Below are 22,605 nucleotides of genomic sequence, written 5' to 3'. Positions count from 1 at the left end.
GCACGCGACTTTTTAAACAAGCCGATTGAGCAAAACGTTTTATAGTCAATATTGCACACCGCTTCGCTTGCGCCAAGCTGGAGTAACACAAGGGCTTATGCGCTTGCGATTGCACAAGGCAGCAAAAAAGACAACATTGTAAAAGCTTATTTAGATAAGTGCAATGCAATGCTTAAAGCCAAAGATAAGAGTTTGAGTGAATCTGAGCGCGCTCAGTTTGCTCAAGAGTCAGCGCCTAATGGCGACGTTCCTGTTGCAAATCCGTACCCTAGCGACTTAAAGCAGCGAAGCGCTAAACTCGGTCTAGCGTTATATTCGCATTTAGGAATTGAAAGGCACGATTTTGCAGCCAGGAACGTCCATACGCGCAGAAATTTCGAGGCTTTTGGAGCGCCTGTTATTGGCTTTGTTTTAGCTAGGCGTGATTTTATGCCGTTTGCTGCAATGGACGCTGGCCTTATGTTGCAAACGCTGTTTCTTGCTGCTAAAGATTTAGGCGTTGACTCTTGCCCGCTTGGCGTTTTGGCAACTTGGCGAGATCCGCTAGACGCGGAGTTTGATGTTCCAGAAAACATGGAGCTTTTAACTGGATTTGCGCTTGGGTATGCTAGCGATTCGCACACAAACGAGTTTAGAGCCGAGCATCCAAAGATTGAGCTGCTGTAGTAGCTGTGTAGCGGTTATTTAGCTATTGTGTAGCTATTGTGTAGCGGTTGCTTAGTGATTGCTAAACAACCGCTTTCGCTTATTTTATATGCGCTTTGCGCTCGTAAATAGTGGCAGTGCTTTCCCAAACAAGAGCCTTCCAAGACGTTTTAACGTTGGAAACAGCATGCGCTTTGTAATGCGAAATGTTGTAGTTTAATGCCAAGAAGTAGTACCACGGTTGGTTGGACTCGCTAACAAAAAACTCTGGCTCGCCTTTTGCAGCGCACGCTGCCAACTCTTTTTCTTGCTGTTTTGCGCTAGAACTTTCGTTTGTTATAAAAGTCTTGTTTTTGTAAGCGCAGTCTATAAGATTCTTAGAAAAATAAGGATTTGCGCCCACTAAAAGCCACGAATATTGGTGAGTGTCGATTTCTTCGTGCGAAATAACGTTTCCACTATCGTCAACCTGCTCGTAATTATGGAGCCAAGATGCTACAAAACGCTTATTTTGCAAGTGATTACTAGATATGTATTGCGCTACAGCTCTAGAAGGCGAATAGTCAAACAGAATGTCGTTTACGCAAGCAAACGCGTTCCAAATTAGGCTTGGTGCAAGGATTATTGAAATCAGCACGTTGATTTTCAAAGTTTTGTTTTTTATAAATCTGAATTTAGTAGGGGCGATTTTAACAAAAATCGCAGGAATATCCTTGCTGCTAAGAGGCTCTTTTATGTGACTTATCCAAAGCACACTAAGCAAAAACACAAAGATTAGACCTGCGTGGTGAAGCGTAAAATAGCGAACGGCTACGATTGTAAGAACAAGATAAGGGATTACAAGAACTGCAAGTAGTTTTCTGCGCTTGGCGATTCTAATTGCAAATGCCCAAATCGCAAGGCTGAACAGCGTGCATACTGCGATTGGCAAAAAGTCAAAAGGCATTCTTCGCATTGAAATATCGCCATAAAAGCTTGTGAACATGCTTTCGGAAGGCATTACAAATATAAAAGCGAAGCATTTTGCGATTGTTGAATTGCCATCAATCGTTGCACGAGTGGCGAACGCATTTTTTGCGGGCCATGCAAGAGCAAGGTTTGCAACGCCAAAAATGGCGATTAATCCCCAAGATATAAGTTGCGCCAAATTTAATGAGATTGTTGCTTTAATCGCGTGAAAAATGGCACTAAAATCAAGAGTTTTATTGCGAGTTTTGCTAAGATCTTCGTTAAGGTCTTCGTTAATATTCTTGCTAAAAACTCGCCAAATCCAAGCAATCGTAAATCCTGCAGCAAACGCGATTCCATACACGCTAAGCAGGCACATAAACATAAGACTAATCGCCAGTTTCCAAGCACTAGAAGTCTTAGAATCCGCACTATTCCAATAATGTGCCGCTACCAGCAAGCTTAAGCAAAGCAAGGCGTATGGTCGCGATGTAACTCCGTACTGGAAGCAAGCAAAATAAGTAAACGGAATAAGAAAAGTCGCAAGGCTACTTGTGTGCTTAAAAGGCGAATTAAAAATAAGCCACGCGCCAAGTAAGCTTGCGCAAATCAGCTGAATTCCCTTAATTCCAAACTCGTATGGAACGCCATTTTTGGCTGCAATTGCAAGTAAAAGATTCCAAAAAGGAGGGTGACCTTCGTAATGCGTTCTAATGCTAAAAATGCTTGCGATTGGCGAATCGCGCGCAATCAGCCAGCTTTGAGCTTCGTCAAACCAAGGTTCGTGGAAACACATTACGATTGCAATAATCGCAATGTATAGAACAAAAGCCAATAGCTGTGCCAATGTGCGCGCGTTATGTGAGCTTTGTAAATTGCGTAGCTTTAAAATCCGCATTACTGTTAACTCTTAAATCCGCAATACTCTTAATTGCAAACAATTACTAATTTTGACTTAAAGCGGCAAGCCTACGCGCATTAGCAACAGCATACAAGCTGATTCCAGCAGCAACGGATGCGTTAAGAGATTCAACAGCGCTAGAGATTGGGATTCCAGCAATAGCATCGCAAGCTTCGCGCGTTAGGCGACTCATGCCCTTGCCTTCGCTTCCAAGAACTACCACAAGCGGATCGGTTTCAAAGCCAGTTTCGCCAACAAGCTTGTCTCCGCCGCCGTCCAGGCCAATTGCATACCATCCGCGCTCGCGCAAACCTTGAATCGCCTTGTTTAAATTCACAACTCGAGCAACAGGCAAGTGTGCTGCGGCTCCTGCAGAAACCTTCCAAGCTGCAGCCGTAACAGATGCGCTTCTGCGCTCTGGCAAAATTACGCCATTTGCGCCAAAAGCGGCCGCGGATCGAATAACAGCACCAAGATTTTGCGGATCGGTAACGCCGTCTAGCGCTATAAACAATGGGCGTGCGTTAATGCGTGCAGATGCAGAATCCGCTGCTTCCATAGCGCGAGCCTTCTTTTCTGCGCGATCAACAAGCTCTTGCAACGAAGAGTATTGATAAGGTTGCACCTTTAAAATAATGCCCTGATGATTAGTGCTGTGAGCAATGCGATCCATCTCCAGGCGATCCGCCTCCAAAAGTCGCAAGCCTTGCATGCCAGCAAGCTTAACGATTTCGCGCGTGCGATCGTCGTGCTCAATGCGATTTGCAACATAAAGCTGCGTGCTAGGAACGCCTACGCGCAAAGCTTCAAGAGCTGCGTTTCGCCCAATAACCAACTCATCGCTATCTGTGCCCAACTTATCTACTCTGCGTCTTGCAGCCAAACGCGGATCTGCAAAAGTGCGCTTAATCGCAGCTTTTTTAGCGAAATAAGCTTTATGGTAAACGCGATCTTCTGCCTTAGGAGTAGGACCCTTGCCGCGCAATGCATTACGATGTTTTCCACCCGACCCCTTGGTCGGTCCTTTTTTCATAGCCATATTCTTATTCTCACACGCCCCCGAGGCATTAGTATTTGGCGCTTTATGTGGCATAATAGAACGGTACTTAATTATTGCAAATTATTGTTATTGCAATAATCCATAACCGCGCAATAATCAAGATTTTGAGTCAACTTTGCGTAAAAATTTTGATTATTGACTACTCCGCGGCGCTCCCAAGGGGGAAAATATGGTTGATCAAAGCGATCAATCCAAAGATCCGTCATTGCAAGACGCACAAAGTGTTGCAGATGCGCTTAATGTAAATGTTTCTACTGGTCTAAGTAGCGATGAGGCTTCTAGAAGGCTCGCGCAATTTGGTCCGAACGCTCTAGCTGGTGCTCCTAAAACGCCAGCGTGGAAGAGGTTCCTCGAACAGTTTAAAGATCCTCTTGTTTACTTGCTTATAGCGGCGACTATTATTTCCGCAATCGCATGGTTTGTTGAGCGCGCACAGCATGGTGGCGAAAGTGGCGGCGAAGTTTTGCCGTTTGACTCAATAGTTATAATCGTGATTCTTATAGCAAATGCAGTTTTGGGCTATATTCAAGAGTCGCGCGCGCAAGAAGCGGTTGAGGCGCTGGCAAAAATGAGCGCTCCACAAACGTCTGTTCTTAGAGATGGGCGAGTTATGCGCATAGACACAGCGGATGTTGTGCCTGGAGATATTTTGGTTCTTGGCGAAGGCGATGCTGTTTCTGCAGATGCAAGGCTTATTGCAGCAGCTTCTTTGCGCGTTGCGGAAGCAAGCCTTACGGGAGAATCGGTTGCCGTTAGCAAGCGTCCAGAAACTCTAGCTTCGCCAAAGTCTTTGGCAGACCGCACAAACATGGTGTTTAATGGCACTGCCGTAACGCAAGGAACTGGCCGCGCAATCGTCACGTCTACTGGCATGAAAACTCAGGTTGGAAAAATCGCGGATATGCTCTCTAGTGCGCAAGAAGAAGCCACTCCTCTCGAGAAAGAGATGGTTCGCGTATCTAAGGTTCTTGGAATCGCAGTGTGTATTATTGCAGCCGTTGTGCTTGCGTCTATGTGGGCTCTTGAAGGCTTCCATACTATTGAAGACGTTATAGATTCTTTGCTTCTTTCTGTTTCTCTTGCTGTTGCTGCTGTTCCAGAAGGCTTGGCTGCTATTTTGACGGTTGTTCTTGCTTTGGGTGTTCAGCGCATGGTAAAGCATCATGCTGTTGTTAAAAAGCTTTCGTCTGTAGAAACGCTTGGATCCGCATCTGTTATTTGCTCCGATAAAACTGGTACTCTAACTCGAAACGAGATGACTGTTGAGCGTGTTATAACGCCTAGCGGCCAAGTACAGCTTACGGGTAGTGGGTATAAGCCAGAGGGACGAATGGTTTTGCTGGGTTCTTTAGATGCGGATTTGGCGGTTCCTCCAGCTCTAGCTACAGAGGTGATTGGCGCGCTCGGATCTGGGTACTTGGCAAACGATGGCGATTTGAACCATAATGAATCGTCTGACGCATGGCAGCCAGTTGGCGACCCTACCGAGGTTTCGCTTATTGTTGCGGCTCGCAAAACTAAGGCAGACAAGCGTTACGCGCATCTTAGTCGCGTTGCGGAAGTGCCGTTCACTTCTGAGCGCAAACGCATGTCTGTTGTTGTTAAAGACGGCTCGGATTCTGGGAATCTTATTGTTTGCGCAAAAGGCGCTCCAGATGTTTTGCTTTCTTATTGCACGCGAATCGCAGTAGCTGGCGCTGTTCGTCCGCTTACAGAAGGAGACCGCGAAGAAATTCTTGCAAATGTGGAAAAGCTCTCTGGCGAAGCTTATCGCACGCTTGCAATGGCGTATAGGCCGCTTGGCGTAGATAGTTTAGCTAAAGTTGACGGCATGGTTTCTAATGCTGCAGGCCAAATCGCAGATGTTGCCGAACAAAGCGATGTTTTGGAATCTGATTTGATTTGGAACGGCATGGTTGCGATTATTGATCCTCCTAGAATCGAAGTTCGAGATAGCGTTGCTCAAGCGCATCGTGCTGGAATCCGAACTGTTATGATTACGGGCGATCATCCGCTTACTGCCGCTCGAATCGCTCGCGACCTTGGCATTATTGGAAAAGATGAGCATGCGCTTACAGGCGATGAGCTTGACGAGTTGCTTTCTAGAGACGATGACAATATTGCTTTCGATGATGCTATTAGCAAAGTGAGCGTGTACGCGCGAGTTGCTCCAGAACACAAGCTTGCGATTGTTTCCTCGCTTCAAAGGCAAGGCAATATTGTTGCTATGACTGGCGACGGCGTAAACGATGCTCCTGCCGTAAAGTCGGCAGATATTGGCGTTGCAATGGGCATTACGGGTACGGAAGTCACTAAAGAATCTGCAAAGATGATTTTGGCAGACGACAACTTCTCTACAATCGTTGCAGCTGTGCGCGAAGGACGCGGAATTTTCGACAATATTCGTAAATTCTTGAGATATTTGCTTAGTTCCAACGTTGGCGAAGTGTTCACCGTGTTTGGTGGCGTAGTGTTTGCTGGCGCTTTGGGAATTACGCAGCCAAACTCTGTAGGTGTGACTTTGCCTTTGCTCGCAACGCAGCTTTTGTGGATTAATTTGCTTACGGACGCGGCTCCTGCGCTCGCAATGGGTGTTGATCCGCAAACGGATGATGTTATGAATAGGCGTCCGCGAAGACTTACGGATAGCGTTATTGATAAGCCAATGTGGGGAGACATTGTATTTATTGGCGTGATTATGGCAGCTATAACGTTGATTGGCATGGATATGCATTTGGCTGGCGGATTGTTTACAGACCGCTCCACAACTGTTTTAACTCATGCTGCTCAAATGACTCATGCGCGCACAATGGGCTTCACTATTCTTGTGTTTGCTCAAATGCTTAATGCTCTTGCGTCTCGCTCGCATTTACAAAGCGTGTTTGTTGGCTTGTTTGCAAATCGTTGGCTTTGGGGTGCAATCGCAGTTTCCGTAGTGTTGCAGCTTGCTGTAATTTATATACCATTCCTTAATGGCCCGTTTGGCACAGTTCCGCTCGACTTTATGGAGTGGGTGGAGTGCCTTGGGCTTTCAATGGTTGTGCTTATTGCTTCGGAGTTAAGAAAGTGCGTTTTGCGTTTTATTGCTAAGCGCAAAGCTGCTTCCTCTGTTGCAATTTCTGCCTAATATTTTCGACCGCGGCACGCGCTACACTTGGCATATTAGTGTATTTAGGTGTTTTTACGCGGTTTTATAGCAAGGAGATTTGACGTTATGCTGTTGTCTGATTGCGACATTCTCAAAGCTCATGACGAGGGTCATATTGATTTGACTCCATGGACCCCACAAATGGTGCAGCCTGCGTCGATTGATGTGCGGCTCGACCGATTCTTCCGCTTGTTCAATAATCACGCTTACACGTACGTGGATCCTGCAGAAAACCAGGGGGAGTTGACTGAGCAGTTTGCGGTTGCGCCTGATGAGCCTTGGATTTTGCATCCTGGCGAGTTTGCGCTTGGCTCCACTTGGGAGTATGTGAAGTTGGATTCTACGATTGCTGCGCGCTTAGAGGGTAAAAGCTCGCTTGGCCGTCTTGGAATTTTGACTCATTCCACGGCTGGCTTTATTGACCCAGGTTTTGAAGGTCACATTACTTTGGAGCTTTCAAACGTTAGTACGCTGCCAGTTAAATTGTGGCCAGGAATGAAGATTGGGCAAATGTGCTTCTTTAAGCTGAGTTCTCCATGCGAGAATCCTTACGGTTCTTCTGTTAACGGATCTCACTATCAAGGTCAGCGCGGTCCAACTCCGTCTAGGTCTTACGAGAACTTCTATCGCGCAAATTTGGAAGATTAGTCTTAATTAAGATTTGATTAGTCTCGATTAGTCTCGATTAGTCTCGATTAGTCTCGATTTTTAAGAAAAATCAGGGGAAAAGTAGAAAACTTTCAGCAAGTTATCAGCTAGTTCACTAGCAGCGCTAAGGATTATGTGTTTTCATAATATTAGTGAAAAACTTAAAAGGTAATTCACGAAAGCTTATTCATATTTTTCCTTAAATTTAAACCCCAGTCCAAGCGGCTGGGGTTAAATTTTTATGCAGTGTTCGCTGTGTAAATGCCAAAGCTGTGCCGTATGCTGTAATTATGACTAATCATAACGGTGTGATCTCTAGTGAGTTCGACAACGGCGAATTTAACAATAATGATTTTGGCGGCGGCGATTTTGGCAGCGGCAATAACGGCAACAGCAACGCCAATAATGGCGATTTTGACAGCGAAGACAGCGCGGATGGTGCTTCAAATGGCCTTCATGCTGGCCGCGAATCTAGTGTTGTTCCAGGCAGATTCGGCGAAGATTTGCATGTAAGCGTTGCTAAGTATTCTCGAGGCGAAGCAGCTGCATACGCCACAAGGCCTCTTCTTTTGCTGTTGCACGGATGGGGTTCAAACGAGGACGATTTGCTTGATTTAATGCGCGTTGTGGCTCCTTATAACGATGCGATTTCTTTGCGTGCTCCACTTCGCTTGGCTCAAGGCGCTTACAGTTGGTTCCATGATGCTGTGCCTAATGGAGATGACTTAGACCGAGATATGTATGCTGCGGCTGCTGCGATTGATGAGTGGGTTGCGGCGAACGTTCCCGAAGACCGCGCTGTTGTTCCATTCGGTTTTTCGCAAGGTGCGGCTCTTGCGATTCATGTTCTTAGGCTTAATCCAGATCGCTATCGCGCATCCGTTGCGCTTTCTGGCTTTGTGGCTCCTAATATTGCTAAAGATATTTCTCTTAACGACGACGTTCTTGCGGATCTTAATACGCCTGTTTTCTTTGGCTACGGCTTGGATGATGCTGTTATTGCTCCTTACGAGTTTTCGGCGGCTGCAGCCTGGCTTGAGGAGCATACGTGGCTGGAAGAGAAGCGTTACCGCGGACTTGACCATGCAGTTCACATGGAAGAACTTGGCGATATTCGCTCTTGGTTTGCGTTGCACAATATTTCTTCGGGGTTAATGTGACTTTGCGCGCGCGCGAATATGTTTCGCTAATGCAAGAGGCGCTGCGACTTGCACAAGTTGCTTCCGATTGTGGAGAAGTTCCAGTTGGCGCTGTTGTTGTAGATGGTTCTGGGGTGATTATTGGCCGCGGCTCTAATCTTCGCGAGAAAGACGCAGATCCTCTTTCTCACGCAGAAATTCTTGCGATTAGGCAGGCGGCAGCATACGCCAAGTCTTGGAATCTTAGCGATTGCACGCTTGTTGTTACGTTGGAGCCTTGTCCAATGTGCGCTGGCGCGATTTTACAAACGCATATTAGTCGCGTTGTTTTTGGCGCATGGGATTCAAAACTTGGCGCATGCGGATCTGTTTGGGATATTTTACGAGATCCTCATATTGGCTCGCATCCGCAAGTTTTTGGCTCCGTTTGCGAATCGCAGTGTGTGCAGTTATTGCGTAATTTTTTCGAAAATCATCGATAAAACTGAATAATTTTTTAATTAGAAACGCTGTAAAGATGTAATTAGAAAAATTTTGACATTCTCAAAAAACTGTGTAACATGCTATAAAAACCAAAGAGCAGTTGACTGATTGTTTTTCACTCATTCAGTCTTCTGCTTTTTGTTATATTCGTGGTTGCTTCCGCGTAATCCATGTAAATGAAAATTTATGAATTTATGTGCGGCTACCACTTTACTTACAAGCCTACATGGAGGTGTCATTATGAGTGACATGAAATATGCAATGATCGGTTCTGGAGCTATGGGGTATCGCTATGGCGTTTTGTTGCAGGAAACGGCTGGCATTCATGTTGATTTCATTGATGCCTGGGATGAAAATGTGAATAAGGTTCGCGAGCAGGGTGGTGTAATGGTTAGCCGAGATCACGAGAATCGCCATCTTGTGCCAATCAATATGTATACTCCAGAAGATTATGAAGGCGATCCAGACGTGTGGATTGTGTTTATGAAGCAGATGCAGCTTGCGGAGATGTTGGAGCGATGCAAGCATTTGTTTAAGGATCATCAGGTTGTGTTCGCTGCAATGAACGGTTGGGGCCATTTTGAAAAGCTTCAGCAATATTTCTCGGACGATCGTATTTACGGCGGTACCGCAATGATTGCAACCGTGCTGAATGGTCCTGGAGACGTTGATTTTATTGGTAAAGTTGGCGTTGGCACAATGAATATGTGTGCGTTGAATGAGCAGGTGAGCGATGTTGAGCTTGCTATGCGAGATGATTTTAAGGCTGCTGGCTTGAATCCTACTATTACGGAAGATTTCAAGGGTACTTGCATGGCGAAGGTAGTTTTTAATTCCGTAGTTAATACTTTGTGCACAATGTATCAGATTCAAATGGGTCAGTTTATTTCGTACCCAGGGGCTATGGATATGGCTCGTCAACTTATTAACGAAGCGTACGACGTGTGCGATCGTGCAGGAATTCGTATGGTTAATACGCGTCAGCAGGAGTTGGAGGCTATTGACTACGTAAGTCGAGTGGCAAATCCTTTGCACTATCCTTCAATGTATCAAGATATGAGTCGTGGTCGAAAGACAGAAGTTGATTATATAAACGGATATATTGCAAAGCTTGGTCGCGAAAATGACTACGTTTGCCGCACTCACGAGTTCTTGACTCACGGAGTTCATTTAGCGGAGCTTGCGTTCAAATTGCATAATCAGCAGTGATTTGGAGAGTATTTTGCAATTTGTACAATGAATGAGAAGGAGACACGGCTCGTAGTTTTTACTGCGGGCCGCTTTTTTATTATCCGCGCGTAACATCTAGTATGCTGATAAAATTTAGAGTCTAAAATCATAAATACTATTCAATAAATAAAATTATGCATAATAAATAAAACTGCAATAAAAATACTTATTAACGTAAATTAATGGGGTTTATATGACTACTTTTAACAGAGCGAACTTGCCGCAATCCGTGCGCACAAATGGTGCTACGCCAAACCCTTGGTGGGCAAATGCAGTTGTGTATCAGATTTATCCGCGAAGCTTTCAAGACACTAACGGCGACGGCATTGGCGATTTGAAGGGCATTACTTCGCGTCTTGACTATTTGGCTGATTTAGGCGTTGACGTGCTTTGGCTTAGCCCTGTTTACAAGTCTCCACAAGACGATAACGGCTACGATATTTCCGATTATCAAGATATTGATCCACTTTTTGGCACTCTAGAAGATATGGACGATCTTTTGGCACAAGCGCACAAGCGCGGCCTTAAAGTTGTTATGGATCTGGTAGTAAATCACACTTCCGACGAGCACGCTTGGTTCCAGGCTTCAAGAGATGCTTCTAGCGACTACGCAGACTGGTATTGGTGGAGGCCAGCTCGCAAAGGTTGTATGCCTGGAGAGCCAGGTGCGGAGCCAAACAAGTGGGGTTCGTATTTTGGCGGCTCGGCGTGGACGTACGATCCAAAGCGCGGCGAATATTACTTCCATCAGTATTCGCCAAAGCAGCCAGATTTGAATTGGGAAAATCCTGCCGTTCGCGCTGCAGTGTACAAGATGATGAATTGGTGGATGGACCGCGGAATTGACGGCTTCCGCATGGATGTGATTACGCAAATTTCTAAGCGCGTAGACAGCGAAGGGCGTTTGCCAGGTGAGTACGGTTCGCAGATTGAAGATGCGCCAGCAGGCGACGACGGCTACTCTTCTCCGTATTTCTTCTGCTCCGATGGCCCTCGTTTAGACGAGTTTTTGCGCGAGATGCGCGAAGCGGTTTTCAAGGGTCGCGAAGGTTTCTTAACTGTTGGCGAAGCTCCTGGAATTTCTGCGCATCGAAACACTTATATTACAAATCCTGCTAATGGCGAGCTAGACATGCTCTTCTTGTTTGATCAAGTTAATGTTGATTGCGCGAATGGCACTAAGTGGAATCCTACTCCTCTTAAGTTGACGGCATTAAAGCGCGCAATGGCAGATCAACAGCAAGCAGTTAGCGAGTCTGGTTGGGCGAGCCTGTTCTTTAATAATCACGATCAGCCGCGTGCGCTTTCTCGCTGGGGTAGTGAGGCTAGCGATGAGATGCGCGTGCTTTCTGCTAAGGCGATTGCAATGCTTCTTCACATGCATCGCGGCACTCCGTACGTGTATCAGGGTGAAGAAATTGGCATGACAAACGCGCACTTTACGCGTCTTGAGCAGTATCGCGATTTGGAAGCGTTGAATATGTTTAAGCAGCGCGTAGAAGAAGCGCATATTCAGTCTGCGGAGTCTATGATGGATGCGCTCGCAAAGCGCGGTCGCGATAATTCTCGAACTCCAATGCAATGGAATGCGTCTAAATACGCGGGATTTATGCCTTTTAATGTTCCGTCGCAAAATAATGCGCAGCCTTGGATTAGCGTGAATCCTAATTATGTAGATATTAATGCTGCTGAGCAGATGGAAGATTCGGATTCCGTTTACTCGTTCTACAAGCATTTGATTGCGTTGCGCCATTCGCAGGCTGTTGTTTCGGCTGGTTCTTGGAATTTGGTTGATGCGGATGACGAGTGCGTTTACGCGTTTATTAGGCAGGTTGAGCAGACTTGTGATAATGCTAAGGCAGATGAGGCAGATGAGGCAGGTCTTGAGCATGGTGTGAGTTCTTCAAGCGCGGTTGCTTGCGATTCGCCTTGCGCTTCTGTAAAGAAGTTGCTCGTAATGGTAAATATGACGGATTCATCTGTAGCAATACCTGCTCAAAGCGCCGAATTGTTGCGTAATATCGCCGCTAACGGCGTATCGTATGATGATGTGATGATTTCTACCTACAGCGTGGATCATGCTCTTAAATCGCTTAAAAATGGCATGCTTGCGCCTTGGGAGGGAATCGCTGTTAGCTTGCAATAATTATTTTGCAATAGTCACTTTGCAATAGTTTCGTCTACTAACTTTGGCAGAGCTTTCGCAATATCTTCTCGTATTACGCGCTCTGCCAAATAATCGTATTGCGTAGCGCCCAGGTTCATTATTGTAATCGGCACTCCTGCGCGAGCGGCTAGTGGCACAAGGCTTGCAGCTGGAAACACTTCTAGCGTAGAGCCAATAACCCACAGCTCGCTTGCGTGCATAATCGCCTGTGCGCTGCGTTCCATTGCGCCTTCGGGAAGAGCTTCTCCAAAATATACAACGTCCGTTTTTATAAGACCGTTGCAAGGCATATTTCCGCGGTATGGCAGCGCGCGCCTGCAATGTGGGTCTGGGTGTGCGTCTAAGTCGCGCATAATATCCGCAGTTTTATAGCTCGCGTGGCAGCTCATGCAGTGTGATGTTCCAATGCTTCCGTGCAAGTTCACTACAATGTCTGGGCTGTTTCCAGCTTTTTCGTGAAGCGCATCAAAGTTTTGAGTGGCGATTAAATCCAGCATCCCAGCTTTCTCAAGTTTTACTAGCGATTTATGTGCTGTTCCTGGCTGAGCGTTCCAAACTGGCGACTCTTTTTGCCAGCGCCAAGAGTACATGCGTTCTTCTTCGCTGCTTAAAAATGCGTCTATATCGTAAACACTCATTTGCTCTGGGTGTTTAGTCCAAACTCCATCTGGGCCTCGAAAGTCTGGAATGCCCGCGCTTGTAGATATTCCTGCGCCTGTTAACACAACAATATGATGGTGTGTGTTGTTATTGCTGTTTTTCTCGCTATTTCTCATATACCTATATATAGCACGCGCACATGTTGTGTGCATATATGCTGTTTGTTTTGATTATTTTGCGTATTTGGCTTGTGTGATTTTGCGCGACACTCCCGGGTTTTGTGTTTTTTATGGTTTTTTGTTGGTTTTTTGGGTTGTTTTTGGTTTTGTGTTGGTGGTTGTGGTGGTTTGTTGTGGTTTTAGCCGTGTTTTCAACACGCCGATGTTTTGGCTTTGTTTCAATGGTTTTTTCTTGTTGGCTTGTGTGTGATTTGCTTTTGGGCTTGCTTTGGTGTAAGTTTATCTCTTGCTGCTCAGCGCGGCTGGTTCTCCTCGGTTGAGGTTGATGAGCCGGCTGGTGTGGTGGTGGTTTGAGAACTCAAGAGCGTGTCTGTACTACTTATTAGTTAATTATTGCCAGTTCATTGTCAGCCTCACAGATTGTGGGGTGCCTGAGAGATGGTTAAATGATGGTGAGGTTTTTTGTTGGGATGTTCTTTCCTTAAAGAATGTCTCGTCTTTTTCTTTTATATTGGAGCCTTATGTTGGCTCTTCATTGAAGTTTTTCGTGGAGGGTTCGATTCTGGCTCAGGATGAACGCTGGCGGCGTGCTTAACACATGCAAGTCGAACGGGATCCGACCAGCTTGCTGGTTGGTGAGAGTGGCGAACGGGTGAGTAATGCGTGACCAACCTGCCCCATGCTCCAGAATAGCTCTTGGAAACGGGTGGTAATGCTGGATGCTCCAACTTGACGCATGTCTTGTTGGGAAAGTGTTTAGTGGCATGGGATGGGGTCGCGTCCTATCAGCTTGTAGGCGGGGTAATGGCCCACCTAGGCTTCGACGGGTAGCCGGCCTGAGAGGGCGGACGGCCACATTGGGACTGAGATACGGCCCAGACTCCTACGGGAGGCAGCAGTGGGGAATATTGCGCAATGGGGGAAACCCTGACGCAGCGACGCCGCGTGCGGGATGAAGGCCTTCGGGTTGTAAACCGCTTTTGATTGGGAGCAAGCTTTCGGGTGAGTGTACCTTTCGAATAAGCGCCGGCTAACTACGTGCCAGCAGCCGCGGTAATACGTAGGGCGCAAGCGTTATCCGGAATTATTGGGCGTAAAGAGCTTGTAGGCGGTTCGTCGCGTCTGGTGTGAAAGCCCATCGCTTAACGGTGGGTTTGCGCCGGGTACGGGCGGGCTAGAGTGCAGTAGGGGAGACTGGAATTCCCGGTGTAACGGTGGAATGTGTAGATATCGGGAAGAACACCAATGGCGAAGGCAGGTCTCTGGGCTGTTACTGACGCTGAGAAGCGAAAGCGTGGGGAGCGAACAGGATTAGATACCCTGGTAGTCCACGCCGTAAACGGTGGACGCTGGATGTGGGGCCCATTCCACGGGTTCTGTGTCGGAGCTAACGCGTTAAGCGTCCCGCCTGGGGAGTACGGCCGCAAGGCTAAAACTCAAAGAAATTGACGGGGGCCCGCACAAGCGGCGGAGCATGCGGATTAATTCGATGCAACGCGAAGAACCTTACCTGGGCTTGACATGTGCCTGTCGACTGCAGAGATGTGGTTTCCCTTCGGGGCAGGTTCACAGGTGGTGCATGGTCGTCGTCAGCTCGTGTCGTGAGATGTTGGGTTAAGTCCCGCAACGAGCGCAACCCTCGCCCTGTGTTGCCAGCGGGTTATGCCGGGAACTCACGGGGGACCGCCGGGGTTAACTCGGAGGAAGGTGGGGATGACGTCAGATCATCATGCCCCTTACGTCCAGGGCTTCACGCATGCTACAATGGCCGGTACAACGGGATGCGACATGGTGACATGGAGCGGATCCCTTAAAACCGGTCTCAGTTCGGATCGTAGTCTGCAACTCGACTACGTGAAGGCGGAGTCGCTAGTAATCGCGAATCAGCAACGTCGCGGTGAATGCGTTCCCGGGCCTTGTACACACCGCCCGTCAAGTCATGAAAGTGGGCAGCACCCGAAGCCGGTGGCCTAACCCTTTTGGGATGGAGCCGTCTAAGGTGAGGCTCGTGATTGGGACTAAGTCGTAACAAGGTAGCCGTACCGGAAGGTGCGGCTGGATCACCTCCTTTCTACGGAGTTTTTGTGCACGCTCGGATTGAGTGTGGTTACTGGTGTGGAAAACAATAGTTAACGTTTTGTGAGTGTGTTGGGCATGCTTTTGGGTTCCCGGATTGCCACCCCCCTTTTGTTGGGGTTGCGGTCCTAGCCCTTGGATTACAGGTTGAGGCTTTATTGTTTTTGGCTTGTGTTCTTGGTGTTTGGTGGTTTGAGAACTGGATAGTGGACGCGAGTAAGAATAGTGAGACTGTTTTTTGGTTTTGCTTGTTTTTACTTTTATCAATTTCAACCGGCTCCATTTTGGTGGAGTCGCTTGATCGTTTTGTGATCGTTTAGTGTGATGATTTATTGTCTAGAGAGTTAAGCGATAGGCTTTTTACTGGTGTATCACTGGTAAGGGCGTATGGTGGATGCCTTGGTAGACAGGACCGATGAAGGACGTGACGGGCTGCGATATGCCTCGGGGAGCTGCCGAGTGGGCTTTGATCCGAGGATTTCCGAATGGGGAGACCCGGCCACTGTTATGGGTGGTCACCACAGTTTTTGTGGGGGGTACGCAGGGAAGTGAAACATCTCAGTACCTGCAGGAAAGGATACTCCGTGAGTAGTGGCGAGCGAAAGCGGATCAGGCTAAACCGAGTACGTGTGATAACCGTCAGGTGTTGCGTATTCGGGGTCGTGGGATTGACTGTTCAGCCTCTGACGGGGTTGAGGAGAGTGATAAAACGTCGTGTTATGTGAATGGGATTGAATTCCCAGCCGTAGAGGGTGATGGCCCCGTAGCAGGTCGTGCGATGTCTCTTTATGTTTATTCCCAAGTAGCGCGGGCCTCGTGGAATCCCGCGTGAATCTGCCCAGACCGTTGGGTAAGCCTAAGTATTCCTGTCTGACCGATAGTGTACTAGTACCGTGAGGGAAAGGTGAAAAGCACCCCGGGAGGGGAGTGAAATAGTTCCTGAAACCGTGCGCTTACAATCCGTCGGAGCCTTCTTGTGGGGTGACGGCGTGCCTATCGAAAAATGAGTCTGCGAGTCAGTGGTATGTGGCGAGGCTAACCCGGGTGGGGGAGCCGTAGCGAAAGCGAGTTTTAAAAGGCGTTTTAGTCGCATGTCCTGGACCCGAAGCGGGATGATCTAGCCCTGAGCAGGTTGAAGCGCGGGTAAGACCGTGTGGAGGACCGAACCCACCTAGGTTGAAAACTGGGGGGATGACTTGGGGTTAGGGGTGAAAGGCCAATCAAATTCCGTGATAGCTGGTTCTCTCCGAAATGCATTTAGGTGCAGCGTCATGTTATTGCTTACAGGGGGTAGAGCTACTGGATGCTTGCGGGCCCATACCGGGTACTAATAGCAGCCAAACTCCGAATACCTGTTAGGTTTATCATGGCAGTGAGTCGGCGGGGGATAAGCTCCGTCGTCAAAAGGGAAACAGCCCTGATCGTCGTCTAAGGTCCCGAAGCGCGTGCTAAGTGGGAAAGGATGTGGAGTCGCATAGACAGCCAGGAGGTTGGCTCAGAAGCAGCCATCCTTGAAAGAGTGCGTAACAGCTCACTGGTCTAGTGGTTCCGCGCCGACAATGTAGCGGGGCTTAAGCACGCCACCGAAGACGCGGCTGCGTGATTTTTTCACGCGGGGTAGGAGAGCGTCCTGTATGGGGTGAAGCGGCAGTGTGAACTTGTCGTGGACTATACGGGAGTGAGAATGCAGACATGAGTAGCGAGAGACAGGTGTGAATCCTGTCCGCTGAATGACTAAGGGTTCCGGGGCCACGTTCGTCGTCCCCGGGTGAGTCGAGTCCTAAGGCGAGGCCGACAGGCGTAGTCGAATGGATGAACGGGTTGATATTCCCGTACCGGTGTTACACCGTTCGAACTGAATCTGAGAGTACTAACCTTCGTTATTCTGGTTGATTGCCTTTCGGGGTTTTTGACTGGTTTAGTGTTGGGAGCGTATCGGTAGTAGGTTAGCGTGGGAGTGACGCGGGTAGGTAGCCGGCTGCGGAGGTGGTTTTCCGTGGCTAAGCGTGTGGGCTGTCCTCTAGGTAAATCCGGGGGATGTTTAAGCTGAGGCGTGATGGGTAGGCCGTATGGCTGATTCCGGTGATCCTGCTTGCCGAGAAAAGCTTCAACGTGAGGTGTGATTCCGCTCGTACCCTAAACCGACACTGGTGGTCTGGTAGAGTATACCGAAGCGATCGGGCGAATCCTGGCCAAGGAACTCGGCAAATTACTCCCGTGCCTTCGGCATAAGGGAGACCCTTGATGGTGATGTTTTTTACATGCGGAGCTGTTGGGGGTGGCACAAGCTAGGGGGTAGCGACTGTTTACCAAAAACACAGGAGCGTGCGAAGGCGTAAGCCGCTGTATACGCTCTGACGCCTGCCCGGTGCCGGAAGGTTAAGAGGATCCGTTAGCTTTGGCGAAGCGGTGAATTTAAGCCCCGGTAAACGGCGGTGGTAACTATAACCATCCTAAGGTAGCGAAATTCCTTGTCGGGTAAGTTCCGACCTGCACGAATGGCGTAACGACTTCCCCACTGTCTCGGCCAGGAGCCCGGCGAAATTGCAGTACGAGTAAAGATGCTCGTTAAGCGCAGAAGGACGAAAAGACCCCGGGACCTTTACTATACCTTGGTATTGTCGTTAGGTGTGGATCGTGTAGCATAGGCGGGAGGCTGTGAAGCGTGGGCGCTAGCTTGCGTGGAGTCAACAAGTGAAATACCGCTCTTTCCATATCTGGCGTCTAACCTCGACACGTTATCCGTGTTAGGGACAGTGCCTGGCGGGTAGTTTAACTGGGGCGGTTGCCTCCTAAAGAGTAACGGAGGCGCTCAATGGTCCGCTCAGCCCGGTTGGCAATCGGGTGTTGAGTGTAATCGCACAAGCGGGCTTGACTGTGAGACTGACGGGTCGAGCAGGGACGAAAGTCGGAGATAGTGATCCGGTGCCGGCGTACGGACGTGGCATCGCTCAACGGATAAAAGGTACCCCGGGGATAACAGGCTGATCATTCCCAAGAGTCCATATCGACGGGATGGTTTGGCACCTCGATGTCGGCTCGTCGCATCCTGGGGCTGGAGCAGGTCCCAAGGGTTCGGCTGTTCGCCGATTAAAGCGGCACGCGAGCTGGGTTCAGAACGTCGTGAGACAGTTTGGTCTCTATCCTCTGCGCTCGTTGGAATGTTGAGGAGACCTGCCCATAGTACGAGAGGACCTGGGTGGACGAACCTCTGGTATGCCGGTCGTCACGCCAGTGGCGCTGCCGGTTAGCTACGTTTGGAAGGGATAACCGCTGAAAGCATCTAAGCGGGAAGCCTGCTCCAAGATTAGCATTCCTTGCACTTTGTGTGTGAGCCCCCATGTAGAACACGTGGTTGATAGGCTGGATGTGGAAGCCCTGTAAGGGGTGGAGCTGACCAGTACTAATGGGCGATTGTGATACTACTTGTATTGCTTATCGTTTAATTCTCTTAGATAGTATGGAGTGTTAAGCGATCATGATTATGGTTAAGTTGTTGATTTTGATGATTGTTCTTCTTGTTGCTCGCGTTCATGTCCGGTTCCCAAACCGCCAGCTTGCCACTCGCTTAAGGCGAGTGTATAATCTAGTTTTGCGGTGGTCATGGCTCAGGTGAGACGCCCGGTCCCATTCCGAACCCGGAAGCTAAGGCCTGATACGGTGAGGGTACTGCACTCGATAGGGTGTGGGAGACTAACACGCTGCCGCATTATTCTTATTAAGCGGGGAACTTGATTGTTCCCCGCTTTTTTAATGCTTAACACTGTTGCTAACGTATATAAATAACGTCATAACGAACATATATAGTCAAATATAGGTTCGGGGTGCGCGTAGGCGCTGAGATTATACCCGTTGAACCTGATCTAGTTAGTACTAGCGAAGGGAAAATCATGACTACTGTGTCGTGCTCTAAAAATAGTGAATTCTCAACTAATGCTCGTTGCAAGCAATTCATGCAAGATGTACGTGAATGCATCGAAGCTTTACGCGCAAAAAATCCGCTAACACATTGCGTAACGAATAATGTTGTTCAAGAAATAACTGCAAACGTTCTACTAGCTGCTGGAGCATCGCCAGCAATGGTCGTAGATGCAGAAGAAGCTGAAGTCTTTGCTCAAATCGCATCTGGTGTATTAGTAAACATTGGAACATACAGGCCAGTCGACAAAGAATCTATGGATGCTGCGATTCGCGGAGCTGTAAAAGCGCACACTCCATGGGTTCTTGACCCAGTTGCAGTTGGTGGTTTAGCTCCACGCACGCAATACGCGCGCGAAATTGTTAAAAGTCATCCTGCTGTAATCCGCGCAAACGCTTCCGAAATCTTAGGTTTAGCTGGAGAAGAAAGCGGCGGTAAGGGAGTAGACGCTGGAGACTCCGTTGATTCAGCAGTTGCAGCAGCTAAGAAGCTAGTTAAACTATACGGCTCGGTAGTGGCTATTTCTGGCGAAAAAGACGCTATTTATGGTCATGGATGCTCGGCACGAGTTTCTGGCGGCCACGAAATAATGACGAAAGTAGTCGGCACGGGCTGCTCTCTCGGCGCATTGGTGGCAGCATACGTTGGAGCGAATCGAAATCGACCTTTTGCAGCAACAGTTGCCGCTCACGTGCACGCTGCTGCAGCAGGAACTTGGGCAGCACAACGCTCAACATCGCCAGGTACATTTAGAACATTATGGATGGATGCGCTTATGGATTTGAGCGCAGACGAGATGCTGAAACTAGCGAATATTGAATTTGAACTCGACCCTGTTGATTGGTCTTTATACTTTATAACAGACCCAAAGATGAGCAATCGAGCAGAAGAAGATATTGCAGTTGATTGCGTTAAAGGCGGCGCAAGCGTAGTCCAATTGCGCGATAAGTACGCAAATAGCGAAACTTTTAATAATAAAGCTCAAAGCTTGCGAGACAAAATGCTTGCTAATGGTTGCGGAAACGTGCCGATTTTTGTTGACGATCGTATAGATTGCGCTAAAAGCTTAGGATTCAACTTGCATGTTGGGCAAACAGATACGCCTTATATTGAAGCGCGTAAGTCTATTCCTGCAGAATGGATGGTTGGGCTTTCTATAGAAAAGTTAGAACAGTTAGATTACGTTTATAACGAATGCACTAAAGAAAATGTGGCATTGCCTGATGTTATTGGAATAGGTCCGATTTGGCCTACTGCCACTAAGCCAGACGCTGCTCCTGCTTTAGGTGTTGAAGGAGTAGAAAAGATTGCTAAACGCGCTAAAGAACTCGGCATTAGCACGTTAGGAATCGGCGGCGTTAACGAAAATACCGTGTTCCCTATTAAAAGCACTTCAATAGATGGTTTATGCGTAGTATCTGCTCTAATGCTTGCGCAAAATCCTTGCGAAGAAGCACACAAATTACGCGATGCTATTACGAAGGAATAAAAATAATGAATAATCAATTTTCGCAAACTCAAGCACCTTTGCAATCAATTTCTAAATTATATGATTCAAGCCTAAGGTCATCTTCTTTGCCATCTTTAGAAGACCCGATTATTCCACGCGTACTAAGCATTGCTGGAACTGATCCAACAGGTGGAGCTGGAATTCAAGCTGATCTAAAATCAATCACAGCATCTCATGGATTCGCAATGTGTGTAACAACTAATTTGGTTGCTCAAAACACTTGCGGTGTGCGCGAAGTTTACACTCCTCCAACCGACTTTTTGCAAGCGCAATTAGAAGCAGTATTTGATGACGTAACTATTGATGCTGTAAAAATCGGCATGCTTGGAGATAAATCATATATTAGTCTAGTTCAAGATTGGCTTAAGAATCATCCTGTTCCTGTTGTTGTGTTAGACCCAGTGATGGTAGCAACTTCGGGAGATAGGTTGCTTGAAAAGTCTGCAGAAGATGCAATGCGTGAGTTTGCGCCTCTTGCGGATGTTATTACGCCAAACATACCTGAGCTCGCAGTATTATGCGATAAACAGCCTGCATCTAATTTTGAAGAAGCTTATGCTCAAGCAAGCGAGTGGAGTGCAAAAAACAATACTATTGTTATTGTTAAAGGCGGCCACTTAACAAACGAAGATGCTGGTAATACTGTTGTGTTCCCAGATGGCCACAGAGTGCACATTCCTTGCCCTCGAGTTGATACAACAACAACGCATGGCACTGGCTGCTCGCTATCTTCTTCGCTTGCTACGCGCATAGGATTAGCGTTGCGCGAAGGAAAGCAGCTAAGCGATTACAGTACAGTAGCGGATGCTTTAGCATGGTCGTCAAGATGGCTTAACGAAGCTATTGCTTGCGGTAAAGATTTGCATGTTGGCAAAGGTCATGGGCCTGTGAACCATGCGGCTCGTAATTATCGTTTGGAATTAGATTCTTCGTCAACTCCTTGGGAGCATATGCAAACTAATGGCTTAGACGGATTAACTCCACAAAGCGTAGTCGTAAAAGCTCATAGCAAGGCTAGAAAGCCAAATGTGGAGCCTTGTGGCCCTTGGACTCAAGCGTTATGGGATGCTAGTGCAGATGTTGATAACAACATTATGAAAATGCCATTTATTAAGGCTTTAGGTAATGGAACGCTTGACTCCGACTTGTTTGCTTTCTACATAAGTCAAGATTCCGAATACTTGAAGCGTTATTCGCGTGCGCTAGCTGCTGTTGGAGCTAAAACGCCAGATAATGAAGCTGGAGTGCATTGGGCTACGGGTGCAGCTATGTGTATAGAAGCAGAATCGCAGTTGCACAGAGATTGGCTTGGAAGCAGAAATATAAGCATTGATGCGCCTTGCTCTCCAGTAACGTTAGCTTACGTAAATCACTTACTTGCTTCTACAATGGCCGAAGACTACGTGATTGGAGCTGCGTCCATATTGCCATGCTATTGGCTTTATGAAGAAGTGGGGCAAATTTTAGTCAAAAATAATACTCCTGAAAACCCATATTATGATTGGATTTCAATGTATTCTTCTCATGATTTTGAGTCAGGTGTAAGAATGGCAGTTAAATTTGTTGAGAGAGCTTTTGAAGAAGCTGGACCAAAGGCTCGAATTCTTGCTGCTCAAGCATATATGACTTCATGCATTTACGAGTATGAATTCTTTAATCAAGCTCATAGAGCATTGAGGTAGATGGTTTGACAGCTTGATAGCTTGATAGCGCTGATGCATTGACTTCGTCTTTATTAACAAAATCTAGAAGATTTGAAGATGAGTCAAAGCGTCAGCGCATGCTAGATGCAAAATCTGCAGCTATAAAAACTCAGCAAGAAGCATCTATGCTTATGCGTGAAACGGTTCGTATACTAAGGAATCAGGGATTGACGGTTCGTGATGTTGCAGAGCTTACTGGGGTTACTCCGCAGCGAATAAGTTCGCTTAAAGCTTAGTAACTTAATGCAA

12 protein-coding genes, 3 rRNA genes, 1 pseudogene and 1 riboswitch are annotated in these 22,605 nt (G+C 47.5%); of the genes and pseudogenes, 13 read left to right on the top strand and 3 right to left on the bottom strand.

What is annotated here, in order from left to right:
- The first annotated feature begins 48 nt into the window (after positions 1–48).
- Entirely contained in the window at positions 49–666 is a 618-nt protein-coding gene (locus tag HXT30_RS05215; RefSeq protein ID WP_422111848.1) for a nitroreductase family protein, read from the top strand.
- A 79-nt stretch (positions 667–745) separates the two neighbouring features.
- Here the strand turns inward: HXT30_RS05215 and HXT30_RS05210 are convergent, their stop codons facing one another.
- Together HXT30_RS05210 and rlmB are read right to left on the bottom strand one after the other, a co-directional pair.
- The gene (locus tag HXT30_RS05210; protein ID WP_422111467.1) at positions 746–2,491 is read right to left on the bottom strand and encodes an ABC transporter ATP-binding protein; all 1,746 of its coding nucleotides are present in this window, start codon (positions 2,489–2,491) and stop codon (positions 746–748) included.
- Between the two features lie 46 nt (positions 2,492–2,537).
- Positions 2,538–3,533 carry a 23S rRNA (guanosine(2251)-2'-O)-methyltransferase RlmB gene (rlmB, locus tag HXT30_RS05205; RefSeq protein ID WP_032815218.1) on the bottom strand — a complete coding sequence of 332 codons (996 nt, stop codon included), beginning with the start codon at positions 3,531–3,533 and terminating at the stop codon, positions 2,538–2,540.
- A 190-nt stretch (positions 3,534–3,723) separates the two neighbouring features.
- Here rlmB and HXT30_RS05200 point away from each other — a divergent pair, with 190 nt between their 5' ends.
- The 6 genes from HXT30_RS05200 to HXT30_RS05175 all read left to right on the top strand — a co-directional run bounded on the left by HXT30_RS05200 (position 3,724) and on the right by HXT30_RS05175 (position 12,348).
- A complete protein-coding gene (locus HXT30_RS05200) occupies positions 3,724–6,681 on the top strand; it encodes a cation-translocating P-type ATPase (protein ID WP_422111466.1) in 2,958 nt (985 codons plus the stop codon).
- 87 nt (positions 6,682–6,768) lie between these two features.
- Positions 6,769–7,350 carry a dCTP deaminase gene (gene dcd / locus HXT30_RS05195; RefSeq protein WP_422111465.1) on the top strand — a complete coding sequence of 194 codons (582 nt, stop codon included), beginning with the start codon at positions 6,769–6,771 and terminating at the stop codon, positions 7,348–7,350.
- A gap of 290 nt (positions 7,351–7,640) precedes the next feature.
- On the top strand, positions 7,641–8,510 hold the full coding sequence (locus HXT30_RS05190; protein WP_422111464.1) for an alpha/beta hydrolase: 870 nt from the start codon (positions 7,641–7,643) through the stop codon (positions 8,508–8,510).
- Positions 8,507–8,971: a nucleoside deaminase gene (locus HXT30_RS05185; protein WP_415701447.1), complete on the top strand. Its 465-nt coding sequence runs from the start codon at positions 8,507–8,509 to the stop codon at positions 8,969–8,971. Before HXT30_RS05190 ends, HXT30_RS05185 begins: the two co-directional genes overlap by 4 nt.
- 241 nt (positions 8,972–9,212) lie before the next feature.
- Positions 9,213–10,181 carry a ketopantoate reductase family protein gene (locus HXT30_RS05180; protein WP_415701446.1) on the top strand — a complete coding sequence of 323 codons (969 nt, stop codon included), beginning with the start codon at positions 9,213–9,215 and terminating at the stop codon, positions 10,179–10,181.
- Between the two features lie 214 nt (positions 10,182–10,395).
- A complete protein-coding gene (locus HXT30_RS05175) occupies positions 10,396–12,348 on the top strand; it encodes an alpha-glucosidase (protein ID WP_422111463.1) in 1,953 nt (650 codons plus the stop codon).
- Between the two features lie 14 nt (positions 12,349–12,362).
- Here the strand turns inward: HXT30_RS05175 and HXT30_RS05170 are convergent, their stop codons facing one another.
- A complete protein-coding gene (locus tag HXT30_RS05170; protein ID WP_422111462.1) occupies positions 12,363–13,145 on the bottom strand; it encodes an SIR2 family NAD-dependent protein deacylase in 783 nt (260 codons plus the stop codon).
- A 547-nt stretch (positions 13,146–13,692) separates the two neighbouring features.
- Between HXT30_RS05170 and HXT30_RS05165 the strand changes: the two genes are divergently transcribed.
- The 6 genes and pseudogenes from HXT30_RS05165 to HXT30_RS05140 all read left to right on the top strand — a co-directional run.
- Positions 13,693–15,219, top strand: a 16S ribosomal RNA gene (locus HXT30_RS05165).
- Between the two features lie 372 nt (positions 15,220–15,591).
- Positions 15,592–18,650: ribosomal RNA gene (locus tag HXT30_RS05160) — 23S ribosomal RNA — on the top strand.
- A 167-nt stretch (positions 18,651–18,817) separates the two neighbouring features.
- Positions 18,818–18,934: ribosomal RNA gene (gene rrf / locus HXT30_RS05155) — 5S ribosomal RNA — on the top strand.
- Together the 16S, 23S and 5S rRNA genes form the textbook arrangement of a ribosomal RNA operon.
- A 100-nt stretch (positions 18,935–19,034) precedes the next feature.
- A riboswitch (TPP riboswitch) is annotated at positions 19,035–19,127 on the top strand.
- Positions 19,115–20,632 carry a hydroxyethylthiazole kinase gene (gene thiM, locus HXT30_RS05150; RefSeq protein WP_422111461.1) on the top strand — a complete coding sequence of 506 codons (1,518 nt, stop codon included), beginning with the start codon at positions 19,115–19,117 and terminating at the stop codon, positions 20,630–20,632. It overlaps the preceding riboswitch by 13 nt.
- Positions 20,633–20,637: 5 nt before the next feature.
- On the top strand, positions 20,638–22,335 hold the full coding sequence (locus tag HXT30_RS05145; RefSeq protein ID WP_422111460.1) for a bifunctional hydroxymethylpyrimidine kinase/phosphomethylpyrimidine kinase: 1,698 nt from the start codon (positions 20,638–20,640) through the stop codon (positions 22,333–22,335).
- A gap of 74 nt (positions 22,336–22,409) precedes the next feature.
- A pseudogene (locus tag HXT30_RS05140) lies at positions 22,410–22,592 on the top strand (XRE family transcriptional regulator); the annotation flags it as partial.
- Between the last annotated feature and the right edge of the window lie 13 nt (positions 22,593–22,605).

The sequence above is a fragment of the Gardnerella sp. DNF00571G genome (genome assembly GCF_049262695.1).
In the GTDB taxonomy this organism is placed as follows: Bacteria; Actinomycetota; Actinomycetes; order Actinomycetales; family Bifidobacteriaceae; genus Bifidobacterium; species Bifidobacterium piotii.
Note: the sequence above shows the minus strand (reverse complement) of the source record. Positions and strands in the feature narration are given on the sequence as shown.

Bases quoted from the DNA above. Each gene is read 5' to 3' on its own strand.
- HXT30_RS05170 (WP_422111462.1), bottom strand. From the start codon at position 13,145: ATGAGAAATAGCGAGAAAAACAGCAATAACAACACACACCATCATATT.
- rlmB (WP_032815218.1), bottom strand. From the start codon at position 3,533: ATGGCTATGAAAAAAGGACCGACCAAGGGGTCGGGTGGAAAACATCGT.
- dcd (WP_422111465.1), top strand. From the start codon at position 6,769: ATGCTGTTGTCTGATTGCGACATTCTCAAAGCTCATGACGAGGGTCAT.
- HXT30_RS05190 (WP_422111464.1), top strand. From the start codon at position 7,641: ATGACTAATCATAACGGTGTGATCTCTAGTGAGTTCGACAACGGCGAA.
- HXT30_RS05145 (WP_422111460.1), top strand. From the start codon at position 20,638: ATGAATAATCAATTTTCGCAAACTCAAGCACCTTTGCAATCAATTTCT.
- HXT30_RS05180 (WP_415701446.1), top strand. From the start codon at position 9,213: ATGAGTGACATGAAATATGCAATGATCGGTTCTGGAGCTATGGGGTAT.
- HXT30_RS05210 (WP_422111467.1), bottom strand. From the start codon at position 2,491: ATGCGGATTTTAAAGCTACGCAATTTACAAAGCTCACATAACGCGCGC.
- thiM (WP_422111461.1), top strand. From the start codon at position 19,115: ATGACTACTGTGTCGTGCTCTAAAAATAGTGAATTCTCAACTAATGCT.
- HXT30_RS05200 (WP_422111466.1), top strand. From the start codon at position 3,724: ATGGTTGATCAAAGCGATCAATCCAAAGATCCGTCATTGCAAGACGCA.
- HXT30_RS05175 (WP_422111463.1), top strand. From the start codon at position 10,396: ATGACTACTTTTAACAGAGCGAACTTGCCGCAATCCGTGCGCACAAAT.